This window comes from Cytobacillus sp. FSL W8-0315 (assembly GCF_038002905.1).
In the GTDB taxonomy this organism is placed as follows: Bacteria; Bacillota; Bacilli; order Bacillales; family Cytobacillaceae; genus Cytobacillus; species Cytobacillus pseudoceanisediminis.
Genome location: NZ_JBBOOC010000001.1, coordinates 3,566,854 through 3,592,805, shown reverse-complemented (window position 1 = coordinate 3,592,805; position 25,952 = coordinate 3,566,854). Strand labels below are relative to the sequence as shown.

At 43.2% G+C, this 25,952-nt stretch carries 25 protein-coding genes and 1 riboswitch; of the genes, 21 read left to right on the top strand and 4 right to left on the bottom strand.

Annotated elements, in window-relative coordinates; genetic code table 11:
• Positions 1-5: 5 nt before the first annotated feature.
• From MKY20_RS18355 to MKY20_RS18340, 4 genes are read right to left on the bottom strand one after another with little or no spacing between them, the layout of a single operon-like run.
• Positions 6-2,294 (bottom strand): xanthine dehydrogenase family protein molybdopterin-binding subunit, encoded by a 2,289-nt coding sequence (locus MKY20_RS18355; RefSeq protein WP_341002303.1) that lies wholly within the window; start codon positions 2,292-2,294, stop codon positions 6-8.
• Entirely contained in the window at positions 2,291-3,166 is an 876-nt protein-coding gene (locus MKY20_RS18350) for an FAD binding domain-containing protein (RefSeq protein WP_341002301.1), read from the bottom strand. The genes MKY20_RS18355 and MKY20_RS18350 overlap by 4 nt, the downstream gene beginning before the upstream one ends.
• 16 nt (positions 3,167-3,182) lie before the next feature.
• Positions 3,183-3,767, bottom strand: a complete 585-nt coding sequence (locus MKY20_RS18345; protein WP_217025009.1) for a nucleotidyltransferase family protein — start codon at positions 3,765-3,767, stop codon at positions 3,183-3,185.
• A gap of 3 nt (positions 3,768-3,770) precedes the next feature.
• Entirely contained in the window at positions 3,771-4,259 is a 489-nt protein-coding gene (locus MKY20_RS18340; RefSeq protein WP_341002298.1) for a (2Fe-2S)-binding protein, read from the bottom strand.
• A 179-nt stretch (positions 4,260-4,438) separates the two neighbouring features.
• Positions 4,439-4,536, bottom strand: a riboswitch (purine riboswitch).
• 164 nt (positions 4,537-4,700) lie between these two features.
• Between MKY20_RS18340 and MKY20_RS18335 the strand changes: the two genes are divergently transcribed.
• The 21 genes from MKY20_RS18335 (at position 4,701) to parC (ending at position 25,690) form a co-directional block, all read left to right on the top strand.
• Positions 4,701-5,051, top strand: coding sequence for a Na-translocating system protein MpsC family protein (locus MKY20_RS18335; protein ID WP_009334695.1), 351 nt, complete (start codon positions 4,701-4,703; stop codon positions 5,049-5,051).
• Between the two features lie 254 nt (positions 5,052-5,305).
• Positions 5,306-6,634, top strand: a complete 1,329-nt coding sequence (locus tag MKY20_RS18330) for a nucleobase:cation symporter-2 family protein (RefSeq protein WP_009334694.1) — start codon at positions 5,306-5,308, stop codon at positions 6,632-6,634.
• A 71-nt stretch (positions 6,635-6,705) separates the two neighbouring features.
• Positions 6,706-8,166, top strand: a complete 1,461-nt coding sequence (gene allB, locus MKY20_RS18325) for an allantoinase AllB (protein ID WP_341002295.1) — start codon at positions 6,706-6,708, stop codon at positions 8,164-8,166.
• Positions 8,167-8,193: 27 nt separating this feature from the next.
• Positions 8,194-8,784 carry a cysteine hydrolase family protein gene (locus MKY20_RS18320; RefSeq protein ID WP_256814591.1) on the top strand — a complete coding sequence of 197 codons (591 nt, stop codon included), beginning with the start codon at positions 8,194-8,196 and terminating at the stop codon, positions 8,782-8,784.
• A 34-nt stretch (positions 8,785-8,818) separates the two neighbouring features.
• Complete coding sequence (locus MKY20_RS18315; RefSeq protein ID WP_009334691.1) at positions 8,819-9,364, top strand: UbiX family flavin prenyltransferase; 546 nt, start codon at positions 8,819-8,821, stop codon at positions 9,362-9,364.
• Positions 9,361-10,698, top strand: a complete 1,338-nt coding sequence (locus MKY20_RS18310; protein ID WP_251175516.1) for a UbiD family decarboxylase — start codon at positions 9,361-9,363, stop codon at positions 10,696-10,698. Before MKY20_RS18315 ends, MKY20_RS18310 begins: the two co-directional genes overlap by 4 nt.
• Before the next feature lie 25 nt (positions 10,699-10,723).
• Complete coding sequence (locus tag MKY20_RS18305) at positions 10,724-10,987, top strand: BMC domain-containing protein (RefSeq protein WP_009334689.1); 264 nt, start codon at positions 10,724-10,726, stop codon at positions 10,985-10,987.
• Positions 10,988-11,003: 16 nt separating this feature from the next.
• The gene (locus tag MKY20_RS18300; RefSeq protein WP_217025004.1) at positions 11,004-11,963 is read left to right on the top strand and encodes a hypothetical protein; all 960 of its coding nucleotides are present in this window, start codon (positions 11,004-11,006) and stop codon (positions 11,961-11,963) included.
• A gap of 105 nt (positions 11,964-12,068) precedes the next feature.
• Positions 12,069-12,482: a BMC domain-containing protein gene (locus MKY20_RS18295; RefSeq protein ID WP_306576774.1), complete on the top strand. Its 414-nt coding sequence runs from the start codon at positions 12,069-12,071 to the stop codon at positions 12,480-12,482.
• 23 nt (positions 12,483-12,505) lie between these two features.
• Positions 12,506-12,790 (top strand): BMC domain-containing protein, encoded by a 285-nt coding sequence (locus MKY20_RS18290; protein ID WP_009334686.1) that lies wholly within the window; start codon positions 12,506-12,508, stop codon positions 12,788-12,790.
• Positions 12,791-12,816: 26 nt separating this feature from the next.
• Positions 12,817-13,524, top strand: a complete 708-nt coding sequence (locus MKY20_RS18285) for a hypothetical protein (protein WP_341002283.1) — start codon at positions 12,817-12,819, stop codon at positions 13,522-13,524.
• Between the two features lie 13 nt (positions 13,525-13,537).
• Positions 13,538-13,813, top strand: a complete 276-nt coding sequence (locus MKY20_RS18280) for a EutN/CcmL family microcompartment protein (RefSeq protein WP_009334684.1) — start codon at positions 13,538-13,540, stop codon at positions 13,811-13,813.
• A 3-nt stretch (positions 13,814-13,816) separates the two neighbouring features.
• Positions 13,817-15,628 carry an adenine deaminase gene (locus tag MKY20_RS18275; protein ID WP_251175515.1) on the top strand — a complete coding sequence of 604 codons (1,812 nt, stop codon included), beginning with the start codon at positions 13,817-13,819 and terminating at the stop codon, positions 15,626-15,628.
• Positions 15,629-15,694: 66 nt separating this feature from the next.
• Positions 15,695-16,378 (top strand): cyclase family protein, encoded by a 684-nt coding sequence (locus MKY20_RS18270; protein ID WP_192908569.1) that lies wholly within the window; start codon positions 15,695-15,697, stop codon positions 16,376-16,378.
• 20 nt (positions 16,379-16,398) lie between these two features.
• Entirely contained in the window at positions 16,399-17,022 is a 624-nt protein-coding gene (locus tag MKY20_RS18265) for a DUF1989 domain-containing protein (RefSeq protein ID WP_019379973.1), read from the top strand.
• Entirely contained in the window at positions 17,022-18,194 is a 1,173-nt protein-coding gene (locus MKY20_RS18260; protein ID WP_251175514.1) for a M20 family metallopeptidase, read from the top strand. The genes MKY20_RS18265 and MKY20_RS18260 overlap by 1 nt, the downstream gene beginning before the upstream one ends.
• Entirely contained in the window at positions 18,191-19,528 is a 1,338-nt protein-coding gene (locus MKY20_RS18255; RefSeq protein WP_251175513.1) for a 5'-deoxyadenosine deaminase, read from the top strand. The genes MKY20_RS18260 and MKY20_RS18255 overlap by 4 nt, the downstream gene beginning before the upstream one ends.
• 72 nt (positions 19,529-19,600) lie before the next feature.
• Complete coding sequence (locus MKY20_RS18250) at positions 19,601-20,461, top strand: GNAT family N-acetyltransferase (RefSeq protein WP_251175512.1); 861 nt, start codon at positions 19,601-19,603, stop codon at positions 20,459-20,461.
• 71 nt (positions 20,462-20,532) lie between these two features.
• A complete protein-coding gene (locus tag MKY20_RS18245) occupies positions 20,533-20,946 on the top strand; it encodes a CoA-binding protein (protein ID WP_251175511.1) in 414 nt (137 codons plus the stop codon).
• Positions 20,947-21,260: 314 nt separating this feature from the next.
• Positions 21,261-23,243 (top strand): DNA topoisomerase IV subunit B, encoded by a 1,983-nt coding sequence (parE, locus tag MKY20_RS18240; RefSeq protein ID WP_009334671.1) that lies wholly within the window; start codon positions 21,261-21,263, stop codon positions 23,241-23,243.
• Positions 23,240-25,690: a DNA topoisomerase IV subunit A gene (gene parC, locus MKY20_RS18235; RefSeq protein ID WP_341002278.1), complete on the top strand. Its 2,451-nt coding sequence runs from the start codon at positions 23,240-23,242 to the stop codon at positions 25,688-25,690. The genes parE and parC overlap by 4 nt, the downstream gene beginning before the upstream one ends.
• Positions 25,691-25,952: the final 262 nt, after the last annotated feature.

The following is a 25,952-nucleotide window of genomic DNA, read 5'->3' as shown; positions in this document are numbered from 1 at the left end:
TTGCATCACCTTGCAGATTGGACTTTTTGTTTTTTTAGATCTTTCAATGCATTAAAAACTCTTTCAGGAGTAGCAGGCAGTTGAAAGATTCTAGCTCCTGTTGCATCATATATGGCCGACATGATAGCAGCGATAATCGGAATCATCACTACTTCACCAATTCCTTTTGCCCCAAAAGGCCCTGATTGTTCGGGCTCTTCAACAGGGAAGGTCTCAATTAAAGGCGTCTCGCGAATAGTGGGGATGATATAATCAGTGAAATTCCGTGTCTTATGATAACCATTCTCTATCAGCACATCCTCAAAAAGGGTATAGCCGATTCCCATTACTGCTCCGCCTTCAGCCTGGCCCTCTAACCCCTGCGGATTAATGACTTTTCCTGCATCAGGGATGGAAACAACCCGCAAAACATCCGTTTCACCAGTTAAAGTATCTACTTCAACCATCACGACATGGGTTAAATATCCGTATAAATGATGGGGGGCGCCGCCTGAGCCTTTGATTTCTTCCTTTTCTTTTGGAAGGTAGAAGTGTCCTTCTACTCTGGCAGACTGATGTTGATCATAAAGGTACTTATATATAGACTTATAGGGTATGATTTGTCCATCGGCTGAAATATGGTTTGGTCTTAAGTCAATTCTTGATGCTTGTAAATTCAGCATTTCAGCAGCTGTTTGGATAAGAAGCTCAGTCATCTTAGGTGCTGCTGCCGCAACAGCTCTTCCGCCGGTGTAGGTGGAGCGGGAGGCAGTTACAGTACCGCCATCAAGTGTCTTCTGTGTATCTCCTTGAACGACCATAATATTGCTGATATCACAGTTCAGCATCTCAGCCGCTATCTGGGCGTACACAGTGCTATTGCCTCCGCCGATTTCCTCGCATCCGACACCTACAAGAAATTTACCGTCTGACTGAAGTTCGATAGAGGCGGCTCCATAATCAGGCAGGCCAATACCCATTCCAATGCCATGAAAGGAAGTTGCGAGGGACACCCCCCGTTTTTTCCATGGCTCACTCACTTCGGATTTATATTTTTCACGGTTCTTCCACAGATCGCAATTTTCTGCGGTTTCAAGTGTTTTATAGGTGCCCACACTGGATTTGACAATGTGGCCGACACTTGAAACTTCGCCCTGATGATAGACATTTTTTTTGCGAAGTTCAATTGGATTCATTCCCAGTTTTTCTGCAATCATATCCATATGGGTTTCAATTCCCATACATACCTGGTTGACACCAAAGCCTCTGAAGGCACCGGCAATGCCATTATTGGTATAAACACAGAAGCCTTCGAGATCCACATTTGGAATTTTATAAGGGCCGCAAGAATGCTCGATTGCCAGAGCGATGACTGCCCCACCCAGGGAAGCATAGGCCCCGGTATCTCCTATGGCAGTTACCTGGTTAGCGATCAATGTGCCGTCTTTTTTGGCAGCTGTTTTCATTTTGACTTTAAATGGATGCCTTTTTATGCCGGCAATGACAGACTCTTCACGGCTTAAATGAATTTTTACCGGCCGCCCGTTTGTATGCATGGCAAGGAGAGCCAGATAAATTTGAACCGTAATCTCATCCTTCCCGCCGAATGCTCCTCCAATAGGACTTGAAATGACTCTGATTCTTTCAGGGTTATAAGCCAGGGACCTTGCAATCTGCATTCGATCACGGTACGCGTATTGGCCAGGGCAGCGAATCGTGAGGAATCCTTCTTCATCCATAACTCCCCAGCCGCCTTCTGTTTCAATAAATGCATGCATTTGGCGGGGGGAGTAGAAGGTATTCTCAACAATGATGTCAGCTTCTTCGAAGGCTTCATCAATGTTTCCGTTTTTTATTTTCACATGGCTGTGCAAATTGCCATCAGGATGAAGCTTTGGAGCAGAATCGGTTAAGGCATATTCAGCATCAGCAACAACTTCCAAAGGCTCATAATCCACTTTGATTAACGTCAGTGCCTGTTCGGCGATTTCCAGAGTTTCTGCTGCAGCCAGTGCTACAGCATCACCTGTGCACCGTACGACATCTGAGCACAGAACAGGCTGATCGGGAACAACAATCCCAAATCCATTAAAGCCGGGAATATCTTTATGGGTAAGTACACAAATAACACCTGGGAGGTTTTTAGCTGCTTCAGTGTCAATGGATTTTATTTTGGCATGCGGATATTCAGACCGCAGGACTTTGCCCCAAACCATATTGTCAAATTGGTAATCGGTCAGATATTTTAATTCTCCTGTTACTTTTTCCGGGCCATCAATTCTTTGGACTCTTTTTCCAACCCATTTGGTGTTCATTGGTTTTCCCACCTCCTGATTAGACGATATAACCCTCTTTCCAGTAAAGCGCTTGCCATATCTCTTCTATATGTAGCAGTTGCTCTTCCATCTGAAATGGGCATGACCTCTTTCCAGGCAATTTTGGCGATATTCTGGATTAATTCCTCGTTAAGCTGCCCCAGGGTAAGCATTGATTCACACTTACGTGCACGGATAATAGTCGGCGCCACAGAACCGAAGGCAATTTTTCCTTCCGTGCAATTGCGGTCATTGTCCATTGTGAGTGAAATGGCTACATTCACAATGGAAATGGATTGTGCTTTTCGGGGGCCGAGCTTTTGGAAAATGCCTATACCATTTGGTTTTTGCGGCTTTATTAGGATATTTGTAATCATTTCATTTTCTTTTAAAACTGTCCTGCCGGGACCAGTGATAAACTCTTCGATTGGAATGGTCCGTTTATTCGTCAGCGAGGTGAGTTCGAGCATGGCACCGAGAACATACAAAGCCGGAAGGGTATCGCCCGCAGGGGAAGCAGTAGCAATATTTCCCCCGATTGTTCCCATATTCTGCATTTGGGTGGCTCCGACTTCACGGGCTGCTTCCACGAGAACATCCGCTTTTCTCTGCAGAAGCGGTGATTGAATCATATCGGTATGTGTGGTCAAGGGGCCAATATGGATAAAATCTTCACTTTCTTTGATATAGCGCAGCTCTTTTAAGTTTTTAATATTTATCCATGTATCAGGCCGCCATTTGCCTTCCTTCATCCGGACTGCTGCATCTGTCCCGCCGGCTATCAATCTATGTTTCCTGTCTTCCTTTGATAGCTGGGTCAGACATTCGGATAGTGAGGAAGGGGTAATCATATCAATTTCTGAAACGAGCATTGATTTACCTCCCAAGTCATTTTTTTAGGGCATTTATATAATCTGCCTGTTTATTCAGGTTGAGATGAATCTCATCATTTTCAACGGGCACTTCAAGAAGAGCTTTTTCATGCTTTTGAATTACAAATCTCAGGCCCATTCTTTCTTCCTTGATAGATAAAAGATCGCTTCTCAATTGGGCGGAAAAGAGGATAGGGTGACCTCTTTTGCCTTGATGGCTGGGAACTGCAATCAGGCCGCCGCTTTTTGCAAGAGATTCTGCAAGCCTGTTAACGGTGAAAGACTGAAGCGGCTGGTCAACAGATGTAATAAGAATCGTTTCTGCTGACTTGACTGCGGTTTTAACTCCGGAAATGATTGATGAGCATTTTCCTTCATGGAATTGTTCATTCATTATGATTTTGATAGGGTATTTCTTTGCGATAGGAATAAATTCTTCGGCTTTGTAACCCAAAACGACAACAATGTCAGAAAACACGGATTCCATGAGGTTTTGCAGCTGATGCTCGAATAATGTCGTTCCTTGCCACGGCAGCAGTCCTTTTAAAGTGCCCATTCTGCTGGATCGGCCTGCAGCAAGAACAATAGCTGTATGTGTCATGGACTATTTGGCTGCTTCCGGTTCGGATATTTTTTTTGAAGCAGCTGTCTGCACTGCCTTAATAATTTTTGTATAGCCTGTACAGCGGCATAGATTGCCGCCTAATGCTGTTTTAATTTCCTCTGCAGATGGGATCGTGTCAACTTTATCTAAAAATGCTTTAGCTGATACGATGATACCCGGAGTACAGTAACCGCACTGTGTTGCCCCTTCAGCAATAAATGATTCCTGAATTACATCGAGATTTGGTGATAGGCCGACTCCTTCACAAGTTGTGATCACCTGGTTTTCCGCCTGGCCAGTGAGGACTAGACAGGAGCATACAACCTCTTTATTGATTAGTACAGAGCATGATCCGCATTCTCCCTTACCGCAGCATTCCTTGCTGGCAGTCAATCCTAAATCTTCCCTTAAGACATCCAGGAGTGTTTTAGCAGGCGGGCAAACGACCGTACGTTCCTTTCCATTAACAATAAAATTAATACTTTTCAAATCTTCGCCTCCTCATAGAGCTTTGAAACTTAAAAATGACAATGAGAAATTGTGTGAGTATTAAGGGATAATAGTCTGGCGAGCAAGCAGAGGTATTTAAATTATGATATTATGCATATTCTTCTAAATAGACTAATAAGCACAAAAAAATTCCTGCACAAAAGGTTCCTGGATGCTGTCCACAGGAAAAAGCCTTTCGTAGATAGGAATTCCGGTTCCCAGTAGAAACCCTCAAACCGATTATTGAGGTTATACGAAAAATTCTATTTGATTTTTCAGTGTGCTGGAGGGAGGTATTATCAAGACAATTATAGAAATAGAGGGGGAGTTGATTTGTAGTGTAATAGTTAAGCTAATATTTTGTCAAGTGAGAATTTTCTGATAAATGGTATTGACTTATAAAACTGCCTTGTTTAATATAGTGAATAACAGGAGGACTACATGACTGTAATAACCTCAAAATTCCATCAATCATTAAAAAAAGATCTCGCTTTTCTTTATAATCGTGTCAATCAGGAGATCTACGGTACAGGCGTAAAGAAACAGCGTCTTGAAACTTTTGATGATAGAGTCATCATATTTGCTCAGCATAAGCGTGTACAGGCACTGCATATGCTAAGCCAGAATTTTCATCACCTGACCATATCGGTTGATTCAGCATTAATTGTTGAATTTAAATCGCTTTTAAAGGGTCTGATTGAAAATTCTCTCCATTTGAAAGTCAAAACGATTTTAAAAGATTACGATCCTGATACCGAAGAAGCATGCACAGTTATTTATTTTGAAGAATAGCAGTTTTACAATATGTTTGGGGAAGCTGTGCATGCCGCAGTTTTTCTTAAACCTGAATATCGGAGCGGTTCCTTTGCCTTTTGTTTAACGGAAGCTGAATGAAACCGCAGTAATAGAGCATCTATGTGTACTTTGATGTTATCTATTGCTGCGGTTTTTTTTATACTCATTTTTCTTTTGGGAGGTGATGCCTGTTTTTATCCGCTGGAGTCAGGCTGAGGCATAACAAAGAATTAAACCTGGAGGGGAAGTCTTTGGAAAAGCTAAATCCTTGGAAAGTAGGGACTTTGGGATTTCAGCATGTGCTGGCCATGTATGCAGGTGCTGTTATTGTTCCACTGATTGTTGGACCGGCAATAGGGCTCACGGCCCAGCAGCTTGCTTACTTAATTTCAATTGATTTATTTACTTGCGGGATTGCTACATTGCTTCAAGTAATAGGGGGGAGGCATTTTGGCATAAGGCTGCCGGTGATTCTTGGATGTACTTTTACAGCAGTCGGACCCATGATTGCCATCGGGAATTTGCAGGGCATTACAGCCATCTACGGGGCCATTATTGCTTCGGGAATCATCGTAATGATCTTATCTCAATTTATGAGTAAAATAATGAGATTTTTCCCGCCGGTCGTAACCGGTTCAGTGGTAGCTATTATCGGGGTTTCCTTGATCCCTGTTGCAATGAATAATGCTGCAGGAGGACTTGGTTCCCCAGAATATGGGAGTGCCCAGAATTTATTCCTGGCTGCATTTACACTCGTTCTCATTATTTTAATGAACAGGTTCTTTAAAGGCTATATGAGAGCTATATCTGTGCTGCTTTCATTGGTGGCCGGAACGATCACTGCTTATTTTATGGGGCTCGTCAGCTTTGCCGAAGTCAGCCAGGCTTCCTGGTTTCATGTCGTTCAGCCATTTTATTTCGGATTCCCGACATTCAATGCCTCGGCCATACTTACAATGACTTTAGTAGCTATTGTGAGCATGATTGAATCTACTGGGGTATTTCTGGCCCTCGGAGATGTCTGCGAGAGAAAGCTGGACTCCAAAGACATAAAAAAAGGGCTGCGTGCAGAGGGGCTGGCTGTGGTAATAGGAGGAATCTTTAATGCATTTCCTTATACGTCCTTTTCACAGAATGTGGGACTTGTAGCGCTAACTAAAGTAAAAACGAGAAATGTAGTTATCGCAGCTGGCGTTATATTAATGATTTTGGGGCTTTTGCCTAAAGTGGCAGCTCTGACCACGATTATCCCTATGGCTGTTCTTGGCGGAGCAATGATTCCAATGTTTGGAATGGTTATCTCATCCGGAATCAGAATGCTTTCTGTTGTTGATTTCAGCAAAAATGAAAACTTGCTTATCGTTGCCTGTTCCATAGGAATCGGACTTGGTTCGGCAGTTGTCCCGCAAATTTTTGAAAGTCTTCCAACAAGCGCACGCTTGCTGGTTGAAAATGGGATCGTGCTGGGAAGCATCACAGCAATTTTATTAAATTTGGTATTTAATTATAAAGATTTAAATATAAGTGAAAGTGAAAGAATCGAACAGCTGAAAGGAGATCATTCAGCTGAAGCGATTTAAATGCAATTGCTGAAACCATCTGCCTCTTCTTCGGGAGGCAGAAATCCAAATAATAGATAGGAGCAGGAGAAATGGATTTAATTTTGAAAAATGCAAGCATTCCCCAGGGAAATCGTCAGGTTTTAACAAATATTCTGGTAAAAAGAGGAAAAATTGTTGGCTACACTAATGACATTTCTTTTCTAAATGCAGCCAGGGTAATTGATATTAAAGGAAAATTAGTCGTTCCAGGCTGTATTGATCCGCATACTCATTTTATGGATCCAGGCTTCACTCATAGAGAAACCTTTGCTACTGGCAGCCGTTCTGCAGCAGCCGGAGGCTTAACAACCATTATAGATATGCCTTGCTGCAGCAAGCCATCCGTTCGTGATGGGGAGAGTTTCAATAAAAAAATCGGACCAATCAGGGATCAGGCCTATATTGATTACTGTTTCTGGGGAGGCATGACTGGAGAAGATGCTCGTGAAGGCTGGATTGATAATATTTATCCGCAGATTGACCAGGGAGTGGTTGCCTTTAAAGTTTACATGACTCCTTCTGTACCTACCTTCCCTAAAGTATCGGACGCAGAGATGCTGGAAATTTTCAGTAACGTTGCAAAAACCGGACTCCCAATTGGTGTACATGCTGAAAACTATGATATCTGCACATTCTATTCCAAAAAACTTGAAAAGGAAGGGCGCCTTGACGGACCAGCATGGGCGGAAGCGCGTTCAAGCCTCGCTGAGAAGGTGGCCATTGAATTGATTCTCAGCTTTGCAGAAGCTACAGACGCACGTGTACATGTGGTACATATGAGCACAAAAGAAGGCGTCGAGCTGGTAAAAGCAGCCAAGAAGCGTGGTGTTAAGGTTACAGCAGAAACCTGTCCTCACTATCTTGTACTTAATGCAAAGGACTCCATGTCAGAGCGCGGTTCCTATGCAAAGATTGCTCCTCCTTTACGAGGAAAAGAGGATAACGAATCTCACTGGCAGGCTCTGGCTGACGGAACCATCGATTTTGTCGGTACAGATCATGCTCCATATGAAATTGCCACAGAAAAGGATTATCCTGGGGCAACGATCTGGAACACTTTTCCTGGCATACCCGGGGTAGAAACGATGGTGCCGATCCTTGTCAGTGAAGGTTTAAATAAAGGCCGTTTATCTCTATCAAGATTTGTCGAGGTAACGAGCCGCAATGCCGCCATTCACTATGGCATTTACCCTAAAAAGGGATCAATGGAAATTGGCAGTGATGCTGATTTCACTGTTATTGATCTTGAGAAAGAATATGTAATAGACGAGCAAAAAACAGAATCAATGGCTAAATATAACCCTCTGCATGGCATGAAGCTTAAAGGAAAGCCAGTCCAAACGATCATTCGCGGAAACGTGATTTTCGATGAAGATAAAGGCATCGTAGGAGAAGCGGGCTATGGTGAGTATGTTCCGCGCCAAAGCATTCAGAGGCTTGAGAGAACATTCAAGTATGAAAAATACGAAGCGGTAAAAGCAAAAACAAAAGACCCAGTAGCACAGCAATAAATAGTTAATAGAGGGAGGCTGACCGGATTGGAACTTAGGGGAAAAAAGCACTGTGTGGTCATTATTGATATGTTAAACGACTTTATCGGCGAAAAAGCAGCATTAAGGTGTGAAAATGGCGAAAAAATAGTTCCCAAAATTCAAGAGCTTATTCAATTCGCTCATGAGCACAATATCCAGGTTGTGCATGTTCAGGAAGCACACAGAAAAAATGACCGGGATTTTCGCGTGAGGCCTGTCCATGCAGTTAAGGGAACCTGGGGTTCGGAATTCATTCCAGAGCTTCAGCCTGATGAGAGCAAAGGGGATTATGTGGTCCAAAAGAGGCGGCATAGTGCGTTTAGCTACACCGATTTTGATCTCTTCTTGAGAGAAGAAGAAATTGATACCGTTGTGCTGACTGGAGTCTGGACCAATGTATGTGTTCGCAGTACTGCTTCTGATGCTTTGTATCACGGCTACAATGTCATTTGCATTTCAGATGCTACCGCTTCTCAGGATGAAGATATGCATGTATCAGGTTTAAGAGACATTGATATCTTCGGAGATATATTATCAACAGAAAATTACAAAATGCTTGCTAAAAAGAAATTCTCCCAAGACGAATCCGTTGTCTAACTCCTCGCTGGGTACTAGGAAAAAGCGGATTTTAGTGGGCATTACCGGAGCAAGCGGATCATTGTATGCTTATACATTGATCCGCGCTCTTCATCAATTAGAGATCGAAACGCATTTAATTGCTACGGAGATGGGAGAAAAAGTAATGCAATTTGAATGCGGGGTCAAGATGGACGAGCTGAAGGAGTATGCCACTATCCACAGCAACCAAAATCTTTTCGCTGCGGTTGCCAGCGGATCCTTTAAGACAGACGGAATGGTTATCGTGCCATGTTCGATGAATACATTGGGAGCTATTGCGAATGGGGTCGGTGATACGCTACTAAGCAGGGCTGCCAGTGTTGTCTTGAAGGAGAATCGAAAGTTCATTATTGTTCCTCGGGAAGCACCTTTTAATTTGATTCATTTGCGCAATATGACTCTTCTTGCTGAGAGTGGAGCATGTATAATGCCTGCATCACCAGGCTTCTATCATAAGCCGACGGAAATATGGGAGCTGGCCAACTTTATGGTGGCGAGGATCTTGGACATGCTGGATATTGACCATGAGCTGCTGGAGAGATGGGGGGAAAAGGCATGAACCCTGTAACAATGAGGGCATTGCTGGATAGATGGGAAAGCATGGGACTTCTTCATCGGGTGAAAAAAGAAGTGGATCCGATGCACGAGCTGGGGGCAGTGATTAATGCCAAAAAAGGAAAAGAGCCTTTTTTATTTGAAAAAATTAAAGGCTATCAATCTTTCATGGCGGCCGGTTTGGGAGGTGACAGAGAGCTGATGGCTGACAGCATGGGAATCCAGTCTGCCGAACTTATTCCTAAAATCATCGACTCAATTGTTAACCCTATTCCAACCACGTTAAGGCAAACTGGCCCTGTTCAGGAGAATCTGGTGAGCGGGGAATTCGATCTTGCAGACTTGTTTCCTATCCCAACCTATCACGCGGAAGACTCAGGTGCCTATTATGTTTCAGGAATATTGGTGGTTAAAGATTTATCGGGGAGAAAAAGGTATACCTCCATTCGCAGAATGCAATATCTTGGCGGGAATCGAACAAATATTCTCATAACCTCCCCAGAGCTGATGGAGCAATATGCCCATTATGAAAGCATTGGCGAACCGATGGAAGTGGCTGTTATGTTTGGAGTGGTTCCAGCAGTTGTATTAAGTTCTCAGATTAGTACACATTTGTATCATACCGACAAATTGGATGTTGCCGGTGCACTGCTCGGCCAATCCCTTGATGTTGTTCAATGCAAAACGGTCGATCTGGAAGTATTGGCTGAGGCGGAAATCGTTTTGGAAGGCAGAATGCTGCCATATGAAAGAGAACTGGAAGGACCGTTTGGCGAACTGGCAGGTTATTATGGCACCAGAACGCCTCAGCCGGTTGTAGAGTTTTCAGCCGTTACTTATCGTGATAATGCTATCTCACAGACTATTTTTCCATCAAGCTATGAAGAAAGGCTGCCGATGGCGCTTGTAAGGGAAGCTACGCTTTTAAGCACCGTCCGGCAAGTGGTTCCAAATATAAAAGCTGTACATATCCCGATGGGCGGGGTGGCTCGCTATCATGCAGTCATTCAAATTGAGAAGAAGCATGATGGTGACGGCAAGCAGGCAGCACTTGCAGCTTTTGCAAGCGATAAGGATTTAAAGCATGTGGTTGTCGTGAATGATGATGTCGATATTTTTGATTCAGATGATGTTGAATGGGCCATTGCGACAAGAGTCCAGGCTGGTGATGACATATTTATCGTTCAGGGTGCAAAGGGATCGCCGCTCGAGTCTTCCCATCATCTAAAAGGAGTCAGTGATAAGATGGGCATCGACGCAACCTATCCTCTTGGAAAAGAGGAGTTATTTAAAAGGACTTCAATCCCCATTGAAGTGAATCTCGAAGACTATCTTTAAGCTTCTGCAGTAGAGGAGGTCAAAAATGAAGGCAATAGGCTTGATTGAAACTAGGGGTTTGACAGCGGCTATTGAAGCGCTGGACTCAATGGCAAAAGCGGCAAATGTCAGTTTAGTTGATTTAAAGAGAGTCGGATCCGGCCTTGTCACCGTCATTATTGAGGGCGATGTCGCAGCAGTGTCTGCAGCTGTTGAGGTTGGGAAGACTGCACACACCATGACAGGAGGAGAACTGGTTTCGGCTAATGTTATTCCCCGCCCTCATTCAGAACTTCGCAAAATTCTTTAAAGGAGGTGCATAATGTGTGTCTGACTTTATTAAAAGTGTTGTAGAAGAAGTGATGAAGCCTTACGGCAAGTCAAAAGTAAATCCTATTAATGGGGTTTCCAACCAGTCCCCTCCAAGCAGGCAGCAGGGAACGAAGAAGAATATACCGGGCATTAGCCGGCCTAATTACCAGAAGGAAAAAATGAATAAAAGAATATCAGTTCATCATTCAGTACCGGTCAAGACTGCAGAGCCACATCAAAACCTTAAAAGGCAACCAGTTTCTCATTCTGCACCCAAGTCTTCAGCTAAGGAAAAAATTGCACAGCTTCAAACCCTATCCCTGGTACAGGGGAAACATCCGGTTTCTTCCAATGCTGGCTTTGCTGATATAAAACCTGACCGTAATGCAAGAGAAAGCCAGCTTATCGGACAAACGCCGGAGGGTGTAAAAGTCTGGCTGTTCTCAGAGCTTCATCCAGCTCTTGAAAGCTCTTTTCAGCGGGAATTAAAAACAGCCTCAATCGGTGTAGTCATTTCAGAAAAATGCACGCCCGGGCAGTTATTTATGCTGAATGACCTTTTAAGAGAGTTTCCTTCTTTAAGATATTGCCTGACATGGGACAAAAACAGCGGGAAATCTTTTTCGCTGGAGCTATATGAAGAGAATCATGGGACACTATTAAACGCCTTAAAGAGCTTCTTTAAAAAACTTTCCCAAAGATCCTTTAAAACTACTCAAATCTATAGAGAAAAATCCCCCAGTCCATGGCTTACAAAACAATTGGGGCTGAACTCTTCAATCGGCGGTGTGGCTGTCATTGAAGGTATCGACTATTATTCGGGTATTTTGATCCTTGACCGTTACATGAAAAAAAGCACTTCTGAACATTTCAATTTTTTAATAGAGAAGAAATACTTGCTGCTTCATGGACACTATGATGATGTTTCACGCATCTCTGATCAGCTTCATAAGGAATTCGACAGAATTAATTAGTTGTAAGCCAGCATCTCTGTCACAGATCAGAAACTATTCACCCCGGAAGCATCTTATAGGCATGGAGAGATGATTTGTCTATTTCATAGGAGGGGGATTTACCAGTTGCAAGCATTGGGACTGATTGAAACCGTTGGTTATTCAACAGCAGTTTCTGCAGCAGATGCAGCCGTAAAAGCAGCAGATGTAGAAATTGTAGGAATTGAAAAAGTAATAGGAGTGGAGAGCTATCTGGGGGTTACAATCCATTTTAACGGGGATGTAGCGGCAGTGAAGTCTGCTGTCGATGCTGGTGTTAGTGCTGCAGAAAGAACTGGAAAAGTAATTTCTGCTCATGTCATCCCGCGTGCCCACAGTGAAGTAGCAGGGAAGCTGCTTCCGAATTTTAAGCTGGAAGATATGCATCCTGGAAATGATGCTCAAGGGGGTAACAGACTAGAGGTTAACCCGAATAGAAAAAAGCAAGCAAAAGAGAGCAGCAACTTTAATGTTAACGATACAGACAAATCATCAGGTTAATAAATTTAAGGAGGAAACACACAATGGGTGAAGCATTGGGATTAATCGAGACAAAAGGTCTTGTAGGCGCAGTAGAGGCAGCGGATGCAATGGTTAAAGCAGCTAATGTGGAGATCTGCGGATATGAAAAAGTGGGATTTGGTCTTGTAACGGTTATGGTCAGAGGAGATGTTGGAGCAGTTAAAGCAGCCACCGATGCAGGTGCGGAAGCGGCCAGCAGAGTTGGAGAACTCATTTCGGTACATGTCATCCCAAGGCCGCACAGCGAAGTTGAAAGAGCTCTTTTATCAAAAAATATCGGTGAATAAGCATGAGCAGCAAAAAGCAGAGTGTTATGGCAAAAAACACTCTGCAGGAGCTTTACCTGCGAAATGACAGCTGCAGAGACAGAAAACCTTACATCCTGGCTCTATTAACCTCTCATATGATAGGGATGGAACCAGGATTTTCTTACTTGAAAAAGTTAACAAAGAAAGATATTACACTCAGAATGGCTGCTGAGGAGGAAATGCTAAAACAATTTCCGCTTCAGGAGTTAGTTAATCTGACTGGAAATGACGATTGGATCTCTCCGACAGCGTTTCATGCCCAGCCAATTGATCAATTCGATGAGATCTTTTTGCCTATTCTATCCTTTTCTTTAATAACAGACATACTGTCCCTTAACGAAAAGAGACCAATTGTGCAGATCATCCTAAAGGGCTTATTGAAGGGAAAACGGATCACGGCTTTAAAGGCTGGAGGTGATCCCTTCAGCCAATATTGGAAACTGAAAGGAATGGATAAAGGCCCCGACCTGTTAAAAAGGAAGCTCAATGAGCAGATGACAGAACTGAAGATGCTTGGAATCAGATTAATAGATTTCCATCAACAAGCAGAATTTGATGTTCAGCATGTGAAGAAAACGGTTATTACCGATGAATCAGTCCGGTTTGCCCGCTTTAGTAAGCTTGATCAAATAGCTGTTCCAAAAGGGGCTATCATTACCCCCCTTGCAAGAGATACAGCAAAGGAACTGAAGATCGAAATCATTCTACATTAAGGAGAAGGTCTTTATGCAAATGGGAATAGTGGTTGGTCGTGTAACTGCCACAAGAAAAGATAATAATCTTGTGGGCACAAAATTATTAATTACCCAGCCTGTAGGATTGGACGGCACGCTGTTACCGAACCCCATTATAACCGTTGATACTGTTGGTGCCGGAATAGGAGAGAAGGTCATATATGTGACTGGAAGCATGGCATCAAGAGCCGTCCAAAATAAAGATGCTCCTATAGATGCGGCCATTATCGGAATTATTGACAGTGTAGAAGGGGAGACAGGGGGTTAATAAATGGATGCAATAGACATAAAAAAGGCAGTGCAATACCGCAAGCTTATTGACGTGCTGCTTGATTCCAGCCAGTTTGCTGATGTAGTCCTGAAAGGAGGATACTTCATCAATGTCATCACCCGGGAGATCTATGAAGCAGACGTTGCGATGAAAGGTGAATATATTTTAATGGCGGGAGATGCAAAAGACTTAATCGGGCCAAAAACGAAAGTGGAAAACATTCAGGGGAAATTCGTATGTCCCGGGTTTATTGATTCTCATATGCATTTTGAAAGTGCAATGCTGACTTGCACGGAATTCTCCAAGCTTTCCATTCCGACTGGGACCACCACGCTGATTGGAGATCCGCATGAAATTGGAAATGTCCTGGGGGTTCACGGGATGCAGGCGATGATTGAAGAAGCAAAGACACTTCCAAACCGGATCCTTTTCACGGTTCCATGCGCGGTGCCTGATGCTCCCGGACTTGAAACCTCCGGATTTGATGTGACTTCCAAGGATATGAAAGAGCTATTGGCTGACCCAAATGTACAGGGAATTGGAGAGATACAGAGCTTCAGCAATATCAGGCCGGTATATGAGCATGCCCCGGAATTAATAGACGACCTTGTTGCCGCAGTTTCGTATGCAAACAGTATAGGAAAAACGGTTGAAGGGAATGCACCAGGATTGTTTAGCAAAGAGCTTGCCGCTCATATTATCAGTGGCGGGAACCATGTGTCCTGCCATGAGACTACGACAAAAGAAGAAACTGTCGAAAAGCTGCGCAATGGTGTAAGTGTGTTCATGCGTGAAGGCTCTTCCCAAAGAAATATGGCAGACTGTATCCGTGCCATAACAGAGGATGGGCTCGATTCCCGCCGTGCAATCCTTGTATCAGACGATATGGTGCCTGCTGATCTGTTAAATTACGGACATATGAATGATATTGTCCGCAGAACTATTGCTGTAGGCATTGATCCTGTGGAGGCCATCCAAATGGCGACCATAAATCCGGCTTCCCATTTTGGCTTTAAAGATGTTGGGGTAATTGCACCAGGCAAACGGGCAGACGTTGTCGTGATCAGCGACCTGAACAATATGACCGTTGACCAGGTATATCTTGCAGGAAAAAAAGCAGCTGAAAAAGGCGAATTAACCATAGATATTGCTCCTTACATATATCCGGAAAGTGTGAAAAAGTCAGTGAGGAGAAAACCTGTAACACTCAAGGAGCTGGCTATTGAGGCTTCAGGCAGCCGAGCAAAAGTAAGGGCAATTGAAGCTATACCTTTTCAGAACTTAACTGGCGGAAGCGAGTTCACTCTGAATGTCAAAGACGGCATTGTGCTGCCTTGCCTTAAGCAGGATGTGCTGCCGCTTCTGGTTGTAGAACGCCACGGCAGAACAGGAAAAATCGGTAAGACTTTCCTGCATGGCTTCGATTTGAAAAGCGGTGCCATTGCAGAAAGCGTCGCCCATGATACACACAATATCATCGTAACAGGGACAAACTACGAAGATATGGTAACTGCGGTGAACCGTGTAATTGCAATGGATGGCGGAATAGCGATGATAAAGGATAGCAAAGTAGTCGGTGACCTGCCATTGAGGATTGGCGGTTTAATGACAGACGAATTAACTGGAAAAGAAATGAGTGAAAAGGTAGACGAATTGTCGCAGCTTGCAAAAGATGTTCTTGGCTGTGGCATGGAGGTTCCGTTTATGCATTTATCATTCTGGTCACTGGTAACAAGCCCTAAGTGGAAAATTACAGATATGGGACTGATCGATGTAGATAAATTTGAGGTCATTCCGACCATTATTAATTGAACTTAAAAGCGGCGTTCTCTGCCGCTTTTCATATAGTAAAAAAATTAGCATGCAAGGAGGAATAGCATGGGAGTTAAATTAGTCGATTTAACGCAGGAAATTTATCAGGGAATGCCTGTTTTTCCCCTTCATCAAAAAACAATGATCTTCCCAAATATCTCTCACGAAGAAAGTGAAAAGCAAGTGGGATTTATGTTTGCAACCAATAATCTATTAATCAATGAACATGGCCCTACCCATAGCGATGCAACCTATGAATATGATCCAAACGGCAAATACATCGATGAAATGCCGCTTGAATATTTTTACGGGCCCGCAGTTTGCCTGGATGTGTCCCACATCCAGCCTGATCGATATATTACAGACCGTGATCTCGAGGAGGCATTGCGAAAATCACAGCAGTTTATTGAAAAAGGAGATATCGTTCTCCTCTATACCGGCCACTATAATCGCTCTTATGGTACAGACAAATGGCTCACAACCTACACGGGCCTGAATTATCAAGCAGCCAAATGGCTGGCTGAAAAAGGTGCGGTCAATATAGGCATCGATGCCCCGGCCATTGACCATCCGGATGATCCGAAGTATTCCGGGCACCTCATTTGCCGGGAATATGGGATAACCAATACGGAAAATCTCTGTAATCTCGATCAGATTGCAGGAATGCGATTTCTATATTTCGGACTGCCGCTCAGGATTCGAAAAGGAACGGGATCTCCAGTTCGTGCTGTAGCCGTTTTCATTGAATAACAACAAAGGTTGGTGATCAAATGAAAGAGGTTTTTAACAAGGGGAAGATCAGAGACGAAATGATTATCCCCCCTTATGAAGGAAGAAGCGCCCTGATTCACAAAGGAGAAGAGCTCATAATTATTGATATGGAAGGAAAACAAGTGGGGGATTTTGTCTGTTTTAACTATAAAGATCCTGAGGAACATGTTTCACCTGTTCATATGCGTGCCTCATTAAGCAGCATTCGGCTTAAAACGGGAGATTGGCTTTACAGCAACCGCCGCCGCCCGCTGATGCAGCTAGTGGAAGACACTGTTGGAAAACATGATTTCTTCTTTCCTGCTTGTGATTATTACCGCTATAAAGTTGATTTTGGCAAGGAGGATCACCCAAATTGCCATGATAATATTGCGGCTGCTTTGAAAAAGTATGATATTCACCCCCCTGTCATTCCGGATCCCATCAATATATTTATGAATAATGTCCTTGATGATGCTGGTGATTATGTCATTACCGAGCCTCTTTCCAAGCCTGGTGATTACATAAGGCTGAAAGCATTGTGCGATGTTGTCATTGCCTGTACAACCTGTTCCCAGGACATGGCACCGGTTAATGGGTTTAAAGTGACCCCTATTAAAATGCAAATAGTGGAGGCGGATTAATGAATGACATTCAGTTTCTTCAGCAGCTGCTTCAAATCGACAGCTCTAATCCGCCAGGAAACGAACATTTAGTGACTGAAGCTTTTATTAACAGATGCAAACAAAATGGTCTGCCGTTTAAAGTGACAATACTTGATGAGACTCGAAGCAATTTTGAAGTTACGCTTCCGGGAAAAAGCGGTAAACAGCTAGTCTTATGCGGCCATATGGATACCGTTTCTCCTGGAACGGGAGAATGGATTTACTCTCCATTTTCAGGTGAAATCGCAGATGGACGCATATATGGCAGAGGAGCATCTGATATGAAAAGCGGTCTTGCAGCGATGTTCCTGGCATTGGAAGAGCTGTATCTCACGAGTACTGTACCCCCTGCTGGCGTTACTTTTTTGGCAACAGCCGGGGAGGAAGTCGACAGCTGCGGGGCAAGGGCTTTTATAAAGGAGAATGACTGCAGAAAAATCGATGCACTAATCATTGCCGAACCGACAAATGAAAAAATTGTGATTGGCCATAAGGGAGCTCTTTGGCTTGAAATAACAGCATATGGAAAAACCTCTCACGGTTCGATGCCCGAACAGGGAATAAATGCAGTAGATCACATGCTTAAAATAGTCCGGCTATTGGATGAAATGAAAATTGAATGGATGACAGATAGGAAGCCACTCGGACAAAGCAGCCTGGCTGTTACCATGATTGAAGGCGGAGTGCAGACCAATGTCATTCCAGATAAATGCAGCATCAGAGCAGATATAAGAACCGTCCCTCCTCAATCCCATTCCAGTTTTATAAACATGCTTAAATCCAAACTTGATCTGCTGATGGATCAGGAAGAGATTTATAAATACAGTGTTGAAACCATCCTGGACCGTCCATCTATTTTAACGGATCCTGCTGAGGACATTATTCAAATAGCGCAAATGATTAAGGGCGAATCGCCAGCAAACCATTACGGGGTGTCCTACTATACAGATGGTGCCGTTCTTAATCCAAGGAGTGAAATTCCTACCTTGATTTACGGCCCAGGAGACGAAAAGCTTGCCCATCAGCCAAATGAGAGCGTGAGTCTGGCGGCTTATCAGCGCTCCATTCAATTTTACAAGCAGCTTATCATGACTTATGGAAAACTGGAGCCCGGAGAAGCAAGTCCTGTACAAGGGGGAGGAAGAAGTTGAGCAGTATACTGATAAAAAATGCTGAAATCATCACGATGAACGCAGCTGAAGAAATCGTTTTCGGCGACCTTTATATTGTGGATGACCGCATCATGGAAATTGGCCAGAGTTTAACACATAAAGCTGATAAAGTAATGGATGCTTCAGGAAAAACAATCATACCGGGATTTATCCAGACACATATACATCTATGCCAGACATTATTCCGAGGACAGGCTGATGATCTTGAACTGCTTGATTGGCTGAAACAGAAAATCTGGCCGCTGGAGGCTTCGCATGATGAAGAATCCATCTATTATTCTGCCATGCTGGGGATTGGTGAATTGCTTCAAAGCGGAACAACAACTGTGGTGGACATGGAAACGGTCAATCATACCGAATATGCATTTCAGGCCATTGCCGAGAGCGGCATACGGGCACTTGCCGGAAAGGTCATGATGGATAAGGGGGATGAAGTTCCAGTTCCGTTAAGGGAAAATACCTTAAAGTCCATCCAGCAAAGCGCAGATCTGCTTGAGAAATGGCATAACAGCGATAATGGACGAATACAATATGCCTTCTGTCCCCGTTTTGTAGTTTCCTGCACAGAGGAATTGCTGAAAAGTGTCAGGGATCTTTCTGCACAGTACAATGTAAGAGTCCATACGCACGCATCAGAAAATGCCAATGAAATTCTGCTTGTTGAAAGAGAATTAGGCATGCGGAATGTAGTTTACTTGGACAGCATTGGGCTTGCCAATGAAAGGCTGATTCTTGCGCATTGTGTTTGGCTAGATGAAGAAGAAAGAAGGATCATCAAAGAGCGTGGTGTAAAGGTCAGCCATTGTCCGGGATCCAATTTAAAGCTGGCATCAGGTGTAGCAGAAATTCCTTCTTTATTGGATCAGCAGGCTTTTGTCAGCCTGGGTGCTGATGGTGCTCCCTGCAATAACAATCTGGATATGTTCAATGAAATGAGATTGGCTGCAATCATTCAGAAGCCTGTACATGGACCAACAGCAATGAATGCCAGAACAGTCTTCAGAATGGCTACGATCGGCGGAGCTAAAGCAGTTGGAATGGAAAAGGAAATCGGAAGCCTTGAGCCCGGAAAGAAAGCAGACCTTGCTATTCTTAATCTGAATGATTTTCATGTGTATCCGTCATTTGATATCGACACCATCTCGAGGATTGTCTATTCAGCCACTCGAGCAGATGTAGAAACAACCATTGTAAACGGGAAAATCGTCATGGAAAATAGGAAGCTAAAAACGGTTGATAAAGAAATGGTGTTAAGAGAAGCGAACATCAGCATAAAGAGGCTGCTTAAAAGATTAGAGACAGCCGTTTATTAATCTTCTATTTCGGCTGAAAGCAAATCAGCCGTTTTTTTTTTATGGTAAAATATAGTAAAGAGGAGTGATGATGTGAAAGCCGGCATTTTGGATCATGCAAATCTAGTGCAGGCATCCGAGTTTATTGCAGGAATGAACTCTCTGCGCCAGTGTCATATAGGGTATTTGGGGACCAGCCAAAACGATATTCTTCATAGTCTGGAAGAAATGAATAGTGATGCCGAATCAGCTGCATTTATTGTCTGGAAGGATGGCGCAATTGCAGGCTTTCTGGGAGTAGATGCTGATCTTAATAAAGGGACAGCAGAATTATGGGGTCCTTTTGTTCAGGAATTTGAATTTTTGAGACTTTTATGGGAAAAAGCACTTCATTATTTTGAAGGAAACCTGCATTCTTACTTTCTGTTTGCGGATACAGCCAACCATACTGCTGCCGAATTTGCTTTAAGTAACGGATTCAAGCCGCAATCTGCTCAGACATACATGGAACTGAAAGGAAATCCCAGTAATGAATTAAGAGATATCAGTTTATTGCCGCCTCACAGCCATAGCAAGTTTATCCATTTGCATGATACATTGTTTCCCCATACATATTATTCAGGAAAAGAGATTATCGGAAGATTGAGTGACGAACACAAAGTTTATACATCTGGTGATGCGGATGGATTAAATGGCTATTTATATGCAGAATACAATCGTGATGAAAAAGAAGGAAGCATTGAATTCATTGGTGTGAAATTCTGTAAACGCAAGAAGGGCATTGGACGAAAATTGCTTGATATGGCGGTTCATGACCTTTTTGTGAATGCTGGAGCCGCAAGCATTAAGCTTTGTGTGGGAACAACCAACCAGAAAGCCCTGTCTCTTTATAAAAAAGCAGGATTTAAAGTTGAAAGGTCATTGAGTTTTTATAAGCTGTATATTTGGGAATAAGAGCAATAAGTTAGTGCGCTTTTAAGATTTTAGGTAAAATATAATTAACCAGAAAAATTGGAGGGAACAAAATGGCTATTGAAAATCCAAGCAGGGACCAAATCGGTGTTCTATTAAAAAAGGCAAAGCGGATTGCTGTTGTGGGGTTAAGCGGAAATCCTGAACGCACATCCTATATGGTGTCAGAGGCGATGCAAAAAGCCGGCTATGAAATTATCCCGGTTAATCCCGCTGTTGATGAGGTACTTGGTGTAAAGGCTGTAGCAAGTCTTAAAGAGATCGAGGGGCATGTAGATATCGTCAATGTATTCAGGCGTTCAGAGTTTCTTCTGGAAATTGCTCGGGAGTTTGCCGAAATAGATGCTGATATCTTCTGGGCTCAGCTTGGAGTGGCAAACCAGGAAGCATATGATTTTCTAAAAGAAAAAGGCTGCACTGTCATCATGGACCGCTGCATTAAAGTTGAACACGCACTAACGAAATAAACTCAGCATGAGGTCTGCTTAAGATCTCATGTTTTTTATTTTTTATAGAATCCCTGTAAATAAAGGGTTTGTGTAACGGAAATAATCAGGATAAATCTTTTAAATCCCAAGATCTTATTTGCCAAAACCAAATAAATAGATAAAATAAAGCATAGACCATCCTAAATTATATGGTAAAATATGAATACAGAACATCTGTTCTAGCCTTGGGATATCAAAGGAAATGGACTTAAAAGCCGAATTCTCATACGGGTGTTCTTAGTGCCGAGATTTTGACGGCATGTGTTTTTGCAGGAAATGAAAGGGGTATGTTCGTGGCAAGAAATCAGGAAGCTTTTGACTACAATGATGATGCCATACAGGTACTCGAAGGGCTTGAAGCTGTTAGAAAACGCCCTGGGATGTACATTGGAAGTACGGATGCAAGGGGTTTGCACCATCTTGTATATGAGATTGTCGATAACGCTGTCGATGAAGCGCTGGCAGGTTACGGGGATCATATCATTGTCAAAATACATAAAGATAATTCAATTAGTGTTCAAGATAAAGGACGCGGTATGCCTACAGGTATGCACAGAATGGGCAAGCCGACTCCAGAAGTCATATTAACTGTCCTTCATGCAGGGGGAAAGTTTGGCCAGGGAGGCTATAAGACAAGCGGCGGGCTGCATGGTGTTGGTGCATCCGTAGTCAACGCCCTCTCAGAGTGGCTTGTTGTTAAAATTAAACGTGATGGCTTTGTGTATGAACAGCGTTTCGAGCTGGGCGGAAAGCCGGTTACAACGCTCGAAAAAGTGGGCAAGACAAATCAATCAGGAACTACCATCCACTTTAAGCCAGATCCGTCGATTTTTTCGACTACAACGTATAATTACGAAACACTCTGCGAGCGGCTTCGTGAGTCTGCATTCCTTCTAAAAGGAATGAAAATAGAAATCATAGATGAACGTAATGACTTTCATGACGTTTTTCACTATGAAAATGGCATAGAAGCATTTGTTGAATATTTAAATGAAGAAAAGGATATTCTTCACCCTGTAGTAAGCTTTGAAGGCGAGAGCAATGGAATTGAAGTGGATTTTGCTTTTCAATTCAATGATGGATATTCGGAAAATGTCCTTTCGTTTGTTAACAACGTCCGCACAAAAGACGGCGGTACGCATGAGGCTGGGTCCAAAACAGCGATGACAAGGGCTTTTAATGAATATGCCCGCAAAGTGAATCTTCTGAAGGAAAAAGATAAAAACCTGGATGGAGCGGATCTGCGGGAAGGATTCACGGCTATCGTCTCTGTTCGTGTTCCGGAGGAGCTTTTGCAGTTTGAGGGCCAGACGAAAGGCAAACTGGGGACCAGTGAAGCACGGTCGGCTGTTGATTCAGTTGTTTCCGAGCATTTGTCTTATTTCCTTGAAGAAAACCCTGAGACAAGCTCTCTATTAATTAAAAAAGCGATAAAAGCTTTCCAGGCGAGAGAAGCAGCCCGCAAAGCACGTGAGGAAGCAAGAAGCGGGAAGAAGCGGAAAAAATCTGAAGCCATGCTTTCAGGAAAACTTACACCAGCACAGTCGCGCAACCCGCAAAGAAACGAATTGTACCTGGTTGAGGGCGATTCTGCCGGGGGATCTGCTAAACAGGGCAGGGACAGGCGCTTCCAGGCTGTGCTCCCGCTTAGAGGTAAAGTAATCAACACGGAAAAAGCAAAGCTCCAGGATATCTTTAAAAATGAAGAAATCAATACCATTATCCATGCAGTCGGAGCAGGCGTTGGCTCAGATTTTAATCTGGAAGATGTCAACTATGATAAAGTAATCATCATGACAGATGCCGATACCGATGGAGCACATATCCAGGTGCTTTTGCTTACTTTCTTTTACAGGTATATGAAACCGCTGCTTGAAGCGGGCAAGGTATTCATTGCGCTGCCTCCTTTATACAAAGTCAGCAAAGGTTCAGGCAAAAAAGAAGTGATTGAGTATGCATGGAGTGATGATGATCTTCAGGATACCATTAAAAAAGTGGGTAAGGGATATATGCTTCAGCGCTATAAAGGTCTTGGCGAAATGAACGCCGATCAGCTATGGGAGACGACTATGGATCCAGAGTCGCGCACACTGATCCGCGTTAAGATTGATGATGCAGCAAGAGCTGAACGCCGTGTGACCACATTGATGGGTGATAAGGTTGAACCGCGCCGCAAATGGATCGAGTCCAATGTGGCATTCGGCCTTGAAGAAGATGGAAGCATACTTGAAAATGAGAATATTTCAGTGCTAGAGGAGGAGGGTGATGAATCATGAGTTCTGCTGAAAAATTCCGGGACCTTCCTCTTGAAGATGTATTAGGCGACCGCTTTGGGCGTTATAGTAAATATATTATTCAGGATCGTGCCCTTCCCGATGCTCGTGATGGATTAAAGCCTGTTCAAAGACGGATCCTTTATGCCATGCATGTAGAAGGCAATACACACGAAAAGGGCTTTAGAAAGTCTGCTAAAACAGTCGGAAATGTAATCGGCAATTATCATCCGCATGGCGATACTTCTGTATATGACGCCATGGTGCGGATGAGCCAGGATTGGAAGGTTCGAAACCTTCTTGTTGAAATGCACGGCAATAATGGGAGCATCGATGGAGATCCTCCGGCAGCCATGCGTTATACAGAGGCACGATTATCGGCCCTTTCTTCCGAATTGCTGAGAGATATTGAGAAAAGAACCGTTGAATTTATCCCGAACTTTGATGATACTTCCAGTGAGCCAACCGTTTTGCCCGCTGTCTATCCGAATTTGCTAGTCAATGGCTCAACAGGTATTTCTGCTGGATATGCAACGGATATTCCGCCTCATCATTTAAATGAGATTATTGATGGGGTTATTTTACGGATGGATAAGCCGGATTGTTCTATCGATGATCTGATGGAGCATATTAAAGGACCTGATTTCCCTACTGGAGGCATCATCCAGGGAGTCGATGGAATTAAAAAAGCTTATGAAACAGGAAGAGGAAAAATTATTGTCCGCGGAAAGGCCGAATTCGAAGATTTGCGCGGAGGCAAAAAGCAAATTGTCATAACTGAAATTCCTTATGAAGTGAATAAAGCCAATCTGGTAAAGAAGATTGATGAATTCCGACTGGACCGGAAAGTCGAAGGCATCGCCGAAGTCCGTGATGAAACGGATCGGACAGGCCTTCGGATTGTGATTGAGTTAAAAAAGGATGCAGATCCTGAAGGCGTCCTTCATTATCTGTACAAAAACAGTGATTTGCAGATCCCTTATAACTTCAATATGGTTGCTATCCACAATCGTCACCCGAAATTAATGGGTTTAAGAGAGCTTCTGGATGCCTATATCGGCCATCGTAAAGAAGTTGTTACACGCAGATCTCAGTTTGAACTGCAAAAGGCTGAGGCGCGTCAGCATATCGTTGAAGGCCTGATGAAGGCTCTTTCCATCCTGGATGAAGTGATTACTACAATCCGGGCATCTAAAGATAAGCGGGATGCAAAAGATAATCTGATTGCAAAGTTTGAGTTCACTGAACCTCAGGCTGAAGCAATTGTTTCCCTCCAGCTTTATCGCTTAACCAATACAGACATTACTGCCTTAAGAGCAGAAGCTGAGGATCTTGCTAAGCTAATCGGCGAACTGAAATCCATTTTGGAAAGTGAGAAGAAGCTATTCTCTGTTATAAAAAAAGAGCTAAGAGATGTCAAAAAGCGTTTTGCCGATGAACGCCGTACGAGAATTGAAGCGGAGATCGAAGAAATCAAGATCAATCTTGAAGTTCTGGTAGCCAGTGAAGATGTGATTGTAACGGTAACAAAGGAAGGCTATGTCAAGCGCACAAGCCAGAGGTCGTTTGCCGCCTCAAACGGACAGGATTTTGGCATGAAGGATTCAGACAGGCTGATTGCAAAGCTTGATATGAATACGACCGATGTTCTCCTTGTGTTTACGAATAAAGGAAACTATTTATACTGTCCAGTACATCAGCTGCCGGATATCCGCTGGAAGGACCTTGGACAGCATATTGCCAATATCATACCGATCGACCGGAATGAATCGATTGTCCGGGCTATTCCAGTTAAAGATTTTGAAACGGAAGAATACCTGCTCTTTATGACGAAAAATGGAATGGTAAAGAAAACCGAGCTAAAAGCTTATAAAGCTCAAAGATATTCCAAGCCGCTTGTGGCAGTTAATGTAAAAGGCACTGATGAAGTTCATGACGTTTATTTAACAGATGGCACGAAGGAAATATTCCTTGCCACTCACCAGGGATTCGGCCTCTGGTTCCATGAAGAGGAAGTAAGTATCGTTGGTGCCCGGGCAGCAGGCGTTAAAGGCATTAACCTTAAAGACGGCGATTTTGTCGCAGGTGCTCAGCTAATTGAGGATCAGAAAGAGCAGTCTGTCGTGATTGTTACACAGCGAGGATCTATAAAAAAAATGAAGATGAGCGAATTTGAACGGACTTCCCGTGCCAAGCGCGGTGTAGTGATGCTTCGTGAATTGAAATCTAACCCTCACCGTATTGTTGGGTGTGTGATTGTCAGAAGCAAAGATGAAATATACATTGAAACGGAAAAAGGCCATATTGAAGCAGTTATTGCTTCATCCATCCGCTTTAATGACAGATATTCCAATGGATCGTTCATCATTGACGAATCCGAAAGCGGTAAAGCAAAATGCATCTGGAGGGCTGAAGAACCTAAAAATGATTCAGATGCCCCTGCCGAATAATCCTTTTGAATCCCCCTGATAATGACAGGGGGATTCATTTTATATTTTTGCATAAATAACGAATAAAATATTATTTGAAAACGTTTAAAGAACCGATTACAAGGGAATATAAATTTTGGCATTTTTCTTTTAAAACAAGATTTTATTGTGTTTTTTAAGGCATTGGAATGAATATACGTCTTGTCTATTAAAAATTCTTTTGATAGATTAGAAGAGGTGTTATTTTTGTGAGATAATAAATGCCGTAAATTAAGAAACAGGG